Origin of the sequence: Paenibacillus sp. FSL E2-0178, from assembly GCF_038593005.1 — a bacterium.
Taxonomy (GTDB): Bacteria; Bacillota; Bacilli; order Paenibacillales; family Paenibacillaceae; genus Paenibacillus_AQ; species Paenibacillus_AQ phytohabitans.
Map to the genome: position 1 here is coordinate 3,986,840 of NZ_CP151953.1, position 13,817 is coordinate 4,000,656.

Below are 13,817 nucleotides of genomic sequence, written 5' to 3' on the forward strand. Positions count from 1 at the left end.
TAGCCTGTTCATTAAATTAAGCTCTTTGCGATTTCACCTTGTTAGGCTGCGGCTGTACTGCATCCTCTTCTTCCGTCTTCAGGAAATCCGGCTGCGGAGAAGTCTTTCTGATGAACAACGCCAGCACCAGGGCAAGAACTGTCACCCAGGTAGCTACAGTGAACGCATGGGTAATCCCGTTAATTGTTGCTTCCTGCGTAAGCTTAAGCATCGCCGCCTTATCGGTCTGCGATACCGCACCGCTTGTCAGTGCATCGGTAATGTTGCTCTTCGTACGGTTGGTCATCAGGCTGACGAACAGCGCCATACCCAGTGCACCGCCTACGGTCCGCAGGGTGTTGGACATTGCCGTACCGTGCGAAGCCAAACGCTGCGGCAGCTGATTCAGACCGGCAGTTACAATGGGCATCATCAGCATGGACATCCCGAACATCCGCGCAGTATAAGTCAGGATCAGATGTGTATAGGTTGTGCTGTCGCTGATCTGGCTGAATTCCCAGGTCGTAATAGCTGTAATGGCAAGGCCGATAACCGCCAGCCATCTTGCACCGATTTTATCAAATATAATTCCGGTGATCGGAGACATAATACCCATCAGGATCGCACCCGGCAGCAGCATCAGTCCCGATTCCATAGGTGTAAATCCGCGGATCGTCTGCAGATAAATCGGCAGCAGGATCATACCTGCGTACATAGCCATAGTCACAATAATGTTAATTACCGTAGTGAGTGAATACATGTTGTAGCGGAAAATGCGGAATTCAAGCAGCGGCTTATCCGCTGTAAGCTCACGCCATACGAACAGCCCCAGGGAGACAATACCCAGAATCAGACAGAGGATAACCGTGGTGCTCCCCCAGCCGTCCGTTCCGGCGTCACTGAAGCCATACAGCAAGCCGCCAAAGCCCAGCGTCGAAAGAACCACACCCGGCTTATCCAGCTTCGGAGAAGTCAGTTTGCCTACATTCTGCATCGTCTTCATGCCAAGCAGCATCGAGAAGATTGCCAGCGGAAGCACGATGTAGAACAGCACGCGCCAGGAGTAGTTCTGAACCACCCAACCGGACAAGGTTGGTCCGACTGCCGGAGCAAAAATCATCGCAACCGCCATAAGTCCCATGGCCTTGCCGCGTTCTTCAATCGGGAAGATGCGCAGGAACACAATGTTCATCAGCGGCATCAGAATCCCGGCACCTACCGCCTGGATAACTCTGCCGACCATAATCATTTCAAAGCCTGATCCTATTGCACAAACCAGTGTACCTATGGAAAATAGCATCATCGCCGTCGTAAAGAGCTGGCGGGTCGTAAATTTCTCTACCAGATAAGCACTGATTGGCACCAGCACACCATTAACCAGCATGAACCCTGTAGTCAGCCATTGTGCCGTATTGGCGGCGATCTTCAGGTCCTCCATCATTTTGGGCAGCGCCACATTCATCAGTGTCTGATTCAGCAGCGCCACGAAGGCGCCGATCAGGAGCGCTGCGATAATCGGACCTCTGCGGATCGCTTTAGACGATGCAGTGTCTGCAGTAATTGTACTCATAGCTTCTTTTTGTCTCTCCCTTGTTCTAGAATTTTGATGATTTCACCATGCAACCGCAGCAGTTCTCCGGCATCCTCAGCAGGTATATTAGCCAGTGGCTGCAGATACCTGCGCAGAGACTGTTTGCTTAACTCCCGGATCTCCTTGCCCTTATCGGTCATCGCCAGCTTAAATATACGTCTGTCGCTCTGCGAGCGTTCTCTGGTAATCAGTCCAGCCTTCACCATCCGGTCCACCACTCCGCTTGCCGCGCTGTTGCCAAGATGCAGCAGGTCTGCAAGCTCAGTGATACCGATATCGGGATGTGCCGATAACTTACGCAATACCATTAGCTGGGTGGATGTAATCTTCAGCTCTTCTGCGTCCTTCCACAAAAGCTGCTGGAAATTATGGTTGATGCAGCGGAAAGAGGACAGAATATCGTCCAATTGCTTTTCCTTTTCCTCCAACCTCAATCCCTCCAATCGCCCAATATAAAATAATACTTCGCATACGAACTATTTTACTATTTACCTATTTATTCGTCAATAACTTGCAGAAATTTTCTGAAAAAGTAATTATTCTTTCACTCCTACCGGGATGCCACCGGCAAAAGTTTGCGTTTATTGTGGACTTCCCGGGTCCAAATTATGAATTACACGGAAAGCGGGGAAAACAAATGAGTCTGGAGCAACAACGTAAGAGCTGGAGCGGGAACCCTAAGCTTTTGTCAGGGATCATCGTAAAGCCTGAAGCGCATGCTGAAGCTGCCGCTTTATTCCTGAGGCTGCATTCAGCCCTGTATGCTGCAGACATAAGCAGCGGGGAACAGCCTAGTTTCGAGGATTCCTTATGGAACAATCTGTTAGAGTCTACTTTGCGCAGCTATCCTGTTCATACGCCCGGCAGCCGTAATTCTATAGTCTGGCATATATGGCACAGCGCGCGGATCGAGGACATCACCATGAACATCCTTGGTGCAGACCGTGCGCAGGTGCTTCATTCAGAGCACTATGCAGAGAGCCTGCAGACCCCTTTCATCCACTCCGGTAATGGAATGAGTGATCAGGAAGTGGCTGCATTCAGTGCAGAGGTGAATATCGGGGCATTAGCGGCATACCGGCGTGCTGTAGCAATCAGAACACGCTCCATCATTTCCGCTGTGCAGCCGGGGCAATTCGGGCGCAAAGCCACTCCGGCGCAGTTCAGCAGGGTGCTGGAGGAAAAAGCCGTCCTGGAAACCGAGCAGTGGCTACTCGATTACTGGGGCGGCAAGACCCTTGCCGGACTGGTGCTGATGCCTGCCACACGGCATAATTTCGTCCATCTTAACAAAGCGATGCGCGTGAAGCAGAAGCTGCAGAAGTGAGCTATATTAACTGCACTTAGGGCAACAACCATTCAAATTACGGTCAGTCGCTGCGGACTGGCGGAATACGTCAATGCCTTGCACTTGATTCTAGCAGCAGAGTAGAGAGTCCTTAGGAAGTACTGTAGACCAAAATGTTGTACGTTTTGCAACTTTGATTCATGGATTGCGGGGTGATCGGGAGAATTGTTGTATGAAATGCAAGAATAATGCTGCTGAGCTGCTTGAAAAAGGTGAAATGCTGCCTTTTATACAACAATTCTGGTTTTGAGCCGATAGGAGGAGGGAATTGTTGTATTATGGGCAGGAATTTATGAAGAGTTACGGGAGTTCCGCCACAGAAAGCGGATGAATCTAAAAAGAGCGGGCCGGAGATTAATCCGGTCCGCTCTTTGGCATATGAAGAACTTTACAGCATCACTGAGCTTATATCCCGCAGCCCACAGTGCCAGTTAAAGTAGGCTGCAGCCGTGCGATTTCCTCTGCTGACGGTTGTTTGCCGCTCGCAAGTCCGCTGGCAATTGACATCATCAGCTTGATCCGGTTAGCCTGATTCACGACGCTGACCCCGGCATCATAGTCGATGGCAACGATATTCGCGCCCGGATACAGCTCCTTCAGACCTTTAATCATGCCCCGGCCGGTAATATGATTCGGCAGGCAGGCAAATGGCTGAATACAGGCGATATTGTTCACGCCATTATCCAGCAGATCCATCATCTCCGCTGTCAGGAACCAGCCTTCGCCCATCTGGTTGCCTACAGAGACCAGACGGCTTGCTTTCTCGGCCAGCCCATAAATATTCTCCCGGCCTTTGGCCAGTCCGGCTTGCTCCAGCGCCACTTTGACCGGCTTGCGGTAAATCTCCAGATACGAGATCAGCATGGGATTAATATATCCAAGCCGTTTGCTTTTGCCGAATTGCTCGGCTTTGTAGATCGGATTATAGACACAATAGAAAATGAAGTCCAGGAAATCCGGCATTACAGCCTCTCCGCCTTCTGCCTCAATCATATCGATAATGCGGTTATTGGCGTCCGGATGGAATTTGATCAGTATTTCACCGACAATGCCCACCTTCGGCTTCACTGCCGGGTTAACCGCAAGCCGTGAGAACTCAGCGACGATCTCACGGCACAGCCGCTTGTACTCACGGAACGAGAAGTTCGACAGACTTTTTTTGCAGCGCTCCATACCGCTGCGGAATAAGGCCCCGGCGCTTCCCGGAACGGTCTCATACGGTCTGAAGCGGTGCAGGAGACGCATCATCAGATCACCGTAGCAGGCCGCAGCAATCAGGCGGTTCGCCAGCTTCAGGCTGATCCGGAAGCCCGGCTGATTCTCCATGCCGGATGCATTCAGTGAAATAACCGGAATCTGCCCCAGATTCGAATCCTTCAGTGCCTTACGCAGCAGGGAGATGTAATTGGTCGCCCGGCAGCCGCCGCCGGTCTGTGACATGATTACGGCAGTCCGGTCCGGATCGTATTCCCCGCTCTTCAGCGCGGACAGCATCTGCCCGATGGTTACAATCGCCGGATAACAGGCATCATTGTTCACGTACCTTAGACCTTCCTCGGTCTCCTGCGGTCCGGTTGATTCCAGGATCTTCAGACGATAGCCTGCATCCTGGAACACCCGTTCAAACAGCTCGAAATGGATCGGTGACATCTGCGGAGCCAGAATGGTATAGGTTTCCTTCATTTCCTTCGTGAACGGCACATTCGCCTGTGTCTTGTACAGCAGCTGAGGCTGCACATCCCCCTGCTCCCGCTCACGCATAGCTGCCAGCAGGGAACGCAGACGGATACGTGCGGCCCCCAGATTGCTGATCTCATCAATCTTAATCAGCGTATAGACCTTATTGTGGCGTTCCATAATCTCCTGAACGGCATCGCAGGTGATCGCATCAATACCACAGCCAAAGGAAGTCAGCTGGACAAGCTCCAGATCGTTTCTTCCCGCAGCCAGCCGGGCCGCACGGTACATCCGCGCATGGTAGGTCCATTGGTTGACTACGCCTACGTCTCCTTCACTGTGGTCCAGATGGCAGACCGAATCCTCGGTCAGCACCGCAAGACCCATGCCGGTGATCATATCGGCAATACCGTGGTTGATCTCCGGATCAGCGTGGTACGGATGTCCGCAGAGCAGAATCCCTTTCGTCCCTGTCTCCGTAAGGAAGACCAGCGTTTCTTCACCCTTCGTACGCACATCATTCTTCGCCTGATCGGCTTCCGCAAGTCCCACCTGTACAGCTGCAGCGATCTCCTCCTTGGGAACATCGGCAAAGGTCTTCACCAGCACCCGCGTCAGCGCCGGAATATCATCGAAGGTCAGGAACGGACTGACTAGAGGAACCCCCTGCTCCTTCAACCCATCCATATTGTTGCGGATTACCTCCGGATAAGAGGCAACCACCGGGCAATTGAAATGATTCTGGGCGGCTTCATCCTCCTTCTTCTCAAAGACAACCGCCGGATAGAAGATGAAATCGACGCCTTTGCCGATCAGACTCTGCACATGCCCGTGAGCCATTTTGGCCGGATAACAGATGGATTCCGACGGAATGGTATCCATTCCGCTCTCATACAGCTTCTTGGTAGACTTCGGCGACAGTACAGTCCGGTAGCGCAGAGAGGTGAAGAAGGTATGCCAGAACGGATAATTCTCGAACATATTCATCGTCCGCGGAATTCCGACCGTGCCCCGTACCGCCGCTTCTTCAGGCAATCCCTCATAGTCGAAGAAACGTTCATATTTATACTGCATCAGATTCGGCAGCGTATTCTTCTCTTTCTTGCCGCCTGCCCCGCGCTCGCAGCGGTTCCCGGTCACGTGGAAGCTCTTGTCCGGGAAGCGGCTGATGGTCAGCGCGCAGTTATTGGCACAGCGGCTGCAGCGGCCGGGAGAGACTGAATATTGGAATGTCTCCAGCTCTTCAGGTCCCAGAATAGTGCTAATCCCTTCCGGGCCAGCCTGTTCTTTGGCAATCAGCGCACAGCCGTAGGCGCCCATAACGCCGGCAATATCAGGTCTGACCACGGTTCTCCCGGTCAGCTGCTCGAAGGCCCGCAGTACGGCTTCATTGTAGAAAGTGCCGCCCTGAACAATAATGTTGCGGCCCAAATCCTCAGGATTGCGGATTTTGATTACCTTTTGCAAGGCATTCTTGATAACTGAATAGGCAAGTCCGGCCGAGAGATCCGCCAGAGACGCGCCTTCCTTCTGTACCTGCTTCACCTTGGAATTCATAAACACAGTGCAGCGGGAACCGAGATTCACCGGCTTGACGGATTCGAGCGCCGATTGGGCGAACTCCTCAATGCCAAGCTCCAGCGCGGAAGCGAAGCTCTCCAGGAAGGAGCCGCAGCCTGCCGAGCAGGCTTCATTAAGCATCAGGCTGTCGATAGCGCCGCCGCGGATCTTGATGCACTTCATATCCTGGCCGCCGATATCGAGGATAAAGTCTACTTCCGGCATGAATTTGGAGGCCGCTTTATAATGCGCTACCGTCTCCACTTCGCCGCCGTCTGTCCGCAGTGCGGCCTTGACCAACCCCTCGCCGTAACCGGTAGCATAAGCTCCGGCGATGTAGCAGCCCTCCGGCAGAATCCGGTAGATTTCCTTCAGCGCATCCGTAACAGACTGCAGCGGGTTGCCTTTATTACTTCCGTACGAAGTGTATAGAATCTCATCCGCCGAACCGGTAATCACCAGCTTTGTCGTTGTAGAGCCGGCATCAATGCCGAGATAAATAGGTCCGCGATAGGCGGATAGCTCGGAACGCGGTGCTGTCGCTTGGCCGTGGCGGAGTCTGAACTGCGCCAGATCATCCGCAGTCTCAAACAGCGGTGCCAGCTCGGCATCCTCCGCACGGTCCAGCGAGAAGTCCACGGAAGCAATCCGCGAGATCCAGCTAGACAGCGGCAGGAACAGGGGATCCGACTGCGCAAGCGCCGAACCGATCGCTACAAAATATTGTGAATGCTCCGGGAACAGTATGTCGCCTTCCTTAAGTCCCAGCGTATCCGCAAAACGGTCGCGGAGTGCAGACAAGAACGTCAGCGGTCCGCCCAGAAAAGCCACACGGCCGCGGATCGGCCGTCCGCAGGCAAGTCCGCTGATCGTCTGGTTCACAATGCTCTGGAAGATGGAGGCCGCCACATCCTCGCGGCGTGCCCCTTCATTAAGCAGCGGCTGCACATCACTCTTGGCAAATACCCCGCAGCGTGAAGCGATCGGATAGATCCGCTCATGCTTCACTGCAAGCTCATTGAGCCCGCCGGGATCGGTCTGCAGCAGCGAGGCCATCTGATCGATGAAGGCTCCGGTACCGCCAGCACAGGCGGTATTCATCCGCTGCTCAATGCCGCCGCTGAGATAGATAATCTTGGCATCTTCCCCGCCAAGCTCAATCGCTGTATCGCACTGCGGAATCCGTTCGCTGATCGCCTTGGTGCAGGCAATGACCTCCTGGACAAACGGAATCTCCCCCAGTTTGGATAGTGATAAACCGGAGGAGCCGCTTACAGTGAGTGCTGCTTCGCTATCCGGGAACCGGTCCTGTACATCGGACAGGAGAGATAGCGCTGCTTTTTTTATATCGCTGAAATGACGCACATAATCTTGATAAATAATTGTATCCCGCTGCATAACAACCAATTTGGCCGTAGTTGATCCGACGTCAAGCCCAATACGCAGTATTTTCATGCCATCCCCCATGCCTTGCTCCAAATTTGAAGTAATATGAGGCAACTATATCATGAGAGAGGCTGACCAAAGCTGTTAAAAAAGTAACAGACAAATACAATTAACTCCTAGCATACTTAATTATTTCACGATTTGTTCTAATGCGGCCTCCACATGGCCCTTGACCCGGACTTTTCTCCATTCCGCGATCAGAATTCCTTCTTCGTCAATCAGGAAGGTGGAGCGAACAATGCCCATAAATTCTTTGCCGTAGAGCTTCTTCAGCTGCCACACTCCGAATAATTCGCTTACCTTATGCTCCTCATCGGACAGCAGGGGGAATGGCAAACCGTTCTTCGCGATAAATTTGCCGTGTGAGGCCAGATTATCCGAGCTGATTCCCAGCAGGACCGCTCCATGGGCTGTAACCCTGTCATGGGCATCACGGAAATCGCAGGCTTCCTGCGTGCAGGCGGGTGTCATATTCTTGGGATAGAAGTAGAGCAGGACTTTCCTGCCGCGATACTGGCTTAAGCTGATTTCCTGCCCTGTGGAAGCGGGGAGCGTGAAGTCCGGGACCGCTTGTCCAAGCTTGATATTCATTTAATGTTCACTCCTTATGGATATGGCTGATGATTCGGAAATTGCGTGTATTCCCAAAAGAAATTATAATGTAGAGAATGTGAACCGGAAAGGACGAACGAAATGCCGCCAAGAAAGAACCGGCACGCAAAAGCCGGCAAATCAAAAAAGAAGACGTTGCTCTGGACTCTGGCAATCATACTCCTTCTAATTATCGGAGGTCTGGTTTATTATTTCACCGCGATCTACAACCAGCTCGACAACCTGCACAAGACAGGTGAAGATTCTCCGTTTGCCAATGTGCCAACAGCCTCGGCGGAAACTGTTCAGCCCCCCGAATGGGAAGGTACCGAGCCAGTGAATATCCTGCTTATGGGTGTCGATGCGCGCGGGGTGAAGAAAGGCGAGGTTCCACGTTCGGATACCATGCTGGTTGCCTCATTAGACCCGGTCAAGAAAAAATTCTATGTGTTCTCCATTCTTCGCGATACTTATATCCCTATCCCTGACCACGGGACACAGCGGATCAATGCTGCAATTACCTATGGACCCAATACGGCGATGCAGACGGTAAGCGACCTGCTCGGCATCCCGATTCAATATTATGTGTATACCGATTTCCAGGGCTTCATGAAGCTTGTAGATGCCGTTGGCGGTGTCGACTATGAGGTTGAGAAAGACATGCACTATACTTCCAAAGCGGACGGGCCTGAGTTCGATATTGATCTCAAAAAAGGCTTCCAGCACCTGGATGGCAATATGGCGCTGCAGTACGTGCGCTTCCGCCATGACGCCACTTCCGATTTCACCCGGACGGAACGCCAGCGCGGATTCCTCAAGGCCGTGGCGGACAAGGTGATCAGTACCACTTCTATTATTAAGCTGCCCACGATTCTGTCAGAGGTTACGCCTTATATTGATACCAATCTTACCTTAAGTGATATGTGGAAGCTGGGGAGCGTTGGCTATGACAGCTCCATGGGCGGCAGTGCGCAAATCCCGCCGATGGAGCTGATCAGAGAGAAAACCACCAAGGATGGCTCCCAGGTCATCGGCTTCACCAGTGATGAAGATCTGAAGCAGTTCGTGCAGGATACAGTCACTGCGCCGGATCCTACTCCGACTCCTGAAGCAGAGGCTTCCCCGGGCAGCAGCCCTTCGGCTACACCGGGATCTAACTAGAATACAATATAACCATGCTTGGCACACAGGGGCGGGCGGACAGCGGGATACACCGCCAGTTCGCCCTTTCCCTTGCGCCTCCGGCATACGAAAGGATGTTATTCCATGAACCGCAGTACATCAGAACATTTATACCAGGAAGCTCTGCAGCATATCGTTGGGGGCGTCAACAGCCCCTCCCGTTCCTTCAAGGCCGTAGGCGGCGGCGCTCCCGTATTCATGAAACGCGCCGGAGGCTCCCGCTTCTGGGACGAGGACGGCAATGAATATATTGATTATCTGGCCGCCTATGGCCCGATCATTACCGGACATGCCCATCCGCATATCACCGCTGCCATTACAGAGGCTGCACAGAATGGGCTGCTCTATGGCACGCCAACCCAGCTTGAAATCAGGCTGGCCAAAATGCTGAAGGAAGCTATCCCCTCCATGGACAAGGTACGTTTCGTCAACTCTGGTACAGAAGCCGTTATGACGACCATCCGCGTGGCCCGTGCCTACACGAAGCGCAGCAAGATCATCAAGTTCGCCGGCTGTTACCACGGCCACTCCGACCTTGTGCTTGTAGCCGCAGGCTCAGGACCGTCTACGCTGGGCATCCCTGACAGTGCAGGCGTTCCGGCAAGCATCGCCCAGGAAGTCATTACTGTACCCTTCAATGATCTGGATGGGCTACGCGCGGCGCTTGAGCAGTGGGGCGAAGATGTGGCCGCCGTTATGGTCGAGCCGATTGTCGGCAACTTCGGCATGGTCATGCCGCACCCCGGTTTCCTCGAAGGCCTGTGCAAGCTGACGCATGAGAACGGCTCACTTGTCATTTATGATGAAGTCATCACCGCTTTCCGTTTCCATTACGGCTCCACCCAGACTTATGCAGGTCTTGCGGGCCATGAGGATATCATTCCCGATCTGACCGCACTGGGCAAAATCATCGGCGGCGGGCTGCCTATCGGCGCTTACGGCGGACGTAAGCATGTCATGGAGCAGGTCGCTCCGCTGGGTCCGGCATATCAGGCCGGAACGATGGCTGGTAACCCAGCCTCGATCTCGGCAGGGATTGCCTGCCTTGAGGTGCTGAGTGCCCAGGGTGTGTATGACGAGATGGAACGGCTCGCTATCCGCCTGACTGAAGGGCTGCAGGAATCTGCCGGACGGCACGGCATTCCACTGACCATCAACCGGATACGCGGTGCATTCTCTACACATTTCTGCAACCATCCGATTACCAATTACGATGAAGCGCAGGATACCGACGGTGAAATGTTCGCTAGCTTCTTCCGCCATATGCTGAACCGCGGCATTAATCTGGCGCCTTCCAAATATGAAGCGTGGTTCCTGACCACTGCCCATACGGACGCCGACATCGATATTACGCTGGAGGCAGCAGAGGCCTCGTTCGCGGCTATGGCAGCGGAGCAGCAACAGCTGTAATATACTCTAGATAAAGAGGCTGGCCCCAATGGGGCCAGCCTCTTTTCACACCCAATATAACGTGCAGGTTCCTTAGAAATCAATCCGCTTGTCCAGAGTGACTTCCTTATGGCGCGGACGTCTAAGTCCTCTGCCGTCAGGGACCAGTGAGAATTCAATGGAATCCAGCGCTTCCGGCAGCGGGGGCCAAATTAAAAACCGCATCTCTACCTGGGCACCGCCGCCCCGGCCACCGTGCATCTGCACCTCATATTCAGCCTCTCCCAGAATTGCGAGTGTAAGAGGGGCTTCGATGCTGACGCTTTCTACGGTCGCTGTCAGGCACTTGATCTCGACCGAGAGAATACTCAGGTTCTCATATTGCATGGAATGAGTAAGAGCATATTCGAAATCCCCATCCCGTGTTGTCTTCATGATCGGAAGCACTCCGCGCAATTCACCCGGCTCTTCCCAAAAGTGGCGTCTGGGCACCGATTCATTCAAGCTGCCCAGTACAAGCGATATTTCCGAAAGCTCCAGCCCCAGTTCAGCAGACCATTGCTGTATCATCTCCGGATCCGGAAACAGCTGTTGTCCTTCCGCGACCGACTTCCTCTGCTGTACTAATCTTAGAATCTGCTCATCAATCTGCTTCGCTTCATCGTTGTATACATTCTGCAAGCCTCTTATGGCTATTCTGTTCCACTCCAAACCGCTTCACTCCCGATTTCAGGGTTGAGATGATCAGCTCCCGCCGCTCTTGCGCTGTCCATATATGAACAGCGCAGCAACCGCGAGCGGAGTCACCAGCCTTACAGCGAGCGGCATACTGCCTCCCGCAATAGCGACAACCACATAGCTTACAACGATGGCCGCTTCCGCCATGATGTGCTTGTGGAATGTACCTTTTCTAATCCTGTAGACAAAAACCAGCGCAATGACTAGCGCCAATCCTGTATATAGAAGGGTTAGCGGCAATCCTTGAATATCCATCATTACCCCTTGCTCTTCTGTTCATACAGGCTGCGGATTTCCACATCCTGCGGAAGCTTGAACGGATTCTGCTGATTGATCCGGTCATAGAACATGATCCCGTCCAGATGATCCATCTCATGCTGAATCACGATCGCCTGATAACCCTTGAATTTCTGGGTAATCACCTGACCGTTCAGATCAAACCCCCGAACCTTCACGGTCTCATACCGCGGCACAAAGCCGTGTACAGGCCGGTCCACGGACAGGCAGCCTTCGCTCTCCGGTAAATACACCATTGCCAGAGAATGGCTGATGATCTTGGGATTCACCCAGGTATACTCTACATTCTTGCCGTTATCGTCCTTCAGGCACATCACGAACATCCGCTTCTTCAGCCCCACCTGATTGGCGGATAAGCCTACCCCTGAACGGAGCTTATGTTTGGCAGACATTTCGGCATCCTGGCTGTTCTTCAGGAACTGCATCATACACTTCAGCGCCTCGCGGTCTTCCTCCTGCAGCGGCAGCTGTACGGGTTCTGCTACCGCACGAAGTACGGGATCCCCTTCACGCACGATATCATCCATCGTGATTATATATCCGGCATTATATTTTGTACTAGACAACTGCGTTCATCCACCTTTGCCTTACGGGCCTGATTTTATTATGCAATATTGATATATTATGCTGGATTATGGATTAATGAAAGCTGTCCGCAGCTTGCTGCTGTAATTCACATCGAAGCCAAGCCCGGTAGCGAGCGCGGCGAGCGGCAGGTACGTTTTATCCTCTTTGCCGACCTTGTGCAGGAATGCCGGGGTATCAATCGCTACATCCGTTCCGTTCACCTTAATCGTCTTCGAGCCAATCGTAATTACCACGGTTCTTCCGCCGTAAATAATCGTCGCGCTGGAGGTTTTGTTATCCCATTTACCGGTTGCTCCTACCGCATTCAGAATGTCCTTCAGCGCCAGGAAATTCTGTCCATTCTTCAGAATGGGCTTATTGGGCGTGTTAAGCGTGGTCCCTTTCACTACAATTGACATCGGTGCGGAGGCTGAAGTCATCACTGCCGCTGCCGGAGTAAGGTATTCCCCCCACTGCAGCTCTGCGAACACCGTGGCAATCCGTTCATAGCCCAGCTGCGTCGGATGGAAGTCTGCCGCTCCAGCCCCGATAATATGGGTGAGCGATCCCTCTACACCGGCAAACTTGGCGGCTACATGGGCTGCCTTTACAGGCGCTCCCGCCTGGTTCAGGGTAGCTGCAATATTCTCGGCGGCTACTGTAAACTGTGCAGCGGCACTCATCAGCTTGTCATACGAAGCACCCAGGGCAATTCTGGGAGCAGGCTGATATTGATCGGCCAGCAGAATCGTTGCCAGGGGATTCACGGCCCGGATATTGTCCAGTGCCGATTTCACATTGCTGCTGTACGCCGCGAGGCGTTCCGCAAGCTGGGCTGTGAAGTCAGCCTCCGTTAGTGTCTTAACATTCAGAAACAGACTGCTGACATCATTGCCGCCTATAGTGATCGTAATCAAATCCGCTGCAGCAAGCTCCGTTCTAATCTGCGGCGTCATAGCGGCAAACTGGGCGATGCGCGGATCAGGCAGCCCCGGCTGGATTGCCTCTGCCGTAGTTGCGATGCCGTCTTTGATGGAGGCGGTATACTGAAGCAATCCGGATGTCTTCAGACCTAATATACCGTAATTGCTTAGCGTGCTTCTGCCGTGATACCAGCCCTGCTCCAGTAATCTCTCGGCATATCCGTACGGCTTCACACTGGAATCAGTCATCCCCGGCTCATATCCGGCAGTAATGGAATCTCCAAGTGCCACGATGCGAAAGACATCCTGCTCCGAGTCCGGCGTAACGGCTGCTGCAGCGGCACCGGCAGGGCCTGCATGCACATTAATTAATACAGCGAACAGCAGCAGCCCGCTAGTTCCGGCTGATATGAATCTTCTCCATGTCTTCAGCATCGTATTCCCCCTAAATTAGTATAATTCCATTCTAACACCCAGCCACGCTACGCAAAAGAGCGGTTTCCCGATTGTTCGGAAAACCGCTCCTGAG

The 13,817-nt window shown here is 53.1% G+C and carries 11 protein-coding genes; 3 read left to right on the plus strand and 8 right to left on the minus strand.

Features of this window, described 5'->3' with window-relative positions:
* Positions 1 to 16 precede the first annotated feature (16 nt).
* Complete coding sequence (locus MHI42_RS17255; protein WP_076246289.1) at positions 17 to 1,549, minus strand: DHA2 family efflux MFS transporter permease subunit; 1,533 nt, start codon at positions 1,547 to 1,549, stop codon at positions 17 to 19.
* Positions 1,546 to 1,998, minus strand: coding sequence for a MarR family transcriptional regulator (locus tag MHI42_RS17260; RefSeq protein WP_039310060.1), 453 nt, complete (start codon positions 1,996 to 1,998; stop codon positions 1,546 to 1,548). Before MHI42_RS17260 ends, MHI42_RS17255 begins: the two co-directional genes overlap by 4 nt.
* A gap of 209 nt (positions 1,999 to 2,207) precedes the next feature.
* On the opposite strand from MHI42_RS17260, the gene MHI42_RS17265 reads away from it, so the two are divergent.
* Positions 2,208 to 2,897: a DinB family protein gene (locus MHI42_RS17265; protein WP_342424577.1), complete on the plus strand. Its 690-nt coding sequence runs from the start codon at positions 2,208 to 2,210 to the stop codon at positions 2,895 to 2,897.
* Between the two features lie 426 nt (positions 2,898 to 3,323).
* Here MHI42_RS17265 and MHI42_RS17270 read toward each other — a convergent pair whose 3' ends face one another.
* Positions 3,324 to 7,610: an acyl-CoA dehydratase activase-related protein gene (locus MHI42_RS17270; protein ID WP_342424578.1), complete on the minus strand. Its 4,287-nt coding sequence runs from the start codon at positions 7,608 to 7,610 to the stop codon at positions 3,324 to 3,326.
* A 120-nt stretch (positions 7,611 to 7,730) separates the two neighbouring features.
* Positions 7,731 to 8,192, minus strand: a complete 462-nt coding sequence (bcp, locus tag MHI42_RS17275) for a thioredoxin-dependent thiol peroxidase (protein WP_039308628.1) — start codon at positions 8,190 to 8,192, stop codon at positions 7,731 to 7,733.
* 102 nt (positions 8,193 to 8,294) lie between these two features.
* Between bcp and MHI42_RS17280 the strand changes: the two genes are divergently transcribed.
* Both MHI42_RS17280 and MHI42_RS17285 read left to right on the plus strand, forming a co-directional pair.
* Positions 8,295 to 9,353, plus strand: coding sequence for an LCP family protein (locus MHI42_RS17280; RefSeq protein ID WP_042133356.1), 1,059 nt, complete (start codon positions 8,295 to 8,297; stop codon positions 9,351 to 9,353).
* 105 nt (positions 9,354 to 9,458) lie between these two features.
* Positions 9,459 to 10,784 carry a glutamate-1-semialdehyde 2,1-aminomutase gene (locus MHI42_RS17285; RefSeq protein WP_342424579.1) on the plus strand — a complete coding sequence of 442 codons (1,326 nt, stop codon included), beginning with the start codon at positions 9,459 to 9,461 and terminating at the stop codon, positions 10,782 to 10,784.
* A 72-nt stretch (positions 10,785 to 10,856) separates the two neighbouring features.
* Here MHI42_RS17285 and MHI42_RS17290 read toward each other — a convergent pair whose 3' ends face one another.
* The 4 genes from MHI42_RS17290 to MHI42_RS17305 all read right to left on the minus strand — a co-directional run bounded on the left by MHI42_RS17290 (position 10,857) and on the right by MHI42_RS17305 (position 13,723).
* Positions 10,857 to 11,474, minus strand: coding sequence for a hypothetical protein (locus MHI42_RS17290; protein ID WP_342424580.1), 618 nt, complete (start codon positions 11,472 to 11,474; stop codon positions 10,857 to 10,859).
* A gap of 33 nt (positions 11,475 to 11,507) precedes the next feature.
* A complete protein-coding gene (locus MHI42_RS17295; protein ID WP_340990464.1) occupies positions 11,508 to 11,759 on the minus strand; it encodes a hypothetical protein in 252 nt (83 codons plus the stop codon).
* The gene (gene def, locus MHI42_RS17300) at positions 11,759 to 12,325 is read right to left on the minus strand and encodes a peptide deformylase (RefSeq protein ID WP_042140716.1); all 567 of its coding nucleotides are present in this window, start codon (positions 12,323 to 12,325) and stop codon (positions 11,759 to 11,761) included. Before def ends, MHI42_RS17295 begins: the two co-directional genes overlap by 1 nt.
* 105 nt (positions 12,326 to 12,430) lie before the next feature.
* Positions 12,431 to 13,723: a stalk domain-containing protein gene (locus MHI42_RS17305; protein WP_342424581.1), complete on the minus strand. Its 1,293-nt coding sequence runs from the start codon at positions 13,721 to 13,723 to the stop codon at positions 12,431 to 12,433.
* Positions 13,724 to 13,817: the final 94 nt, after the last annotated feature.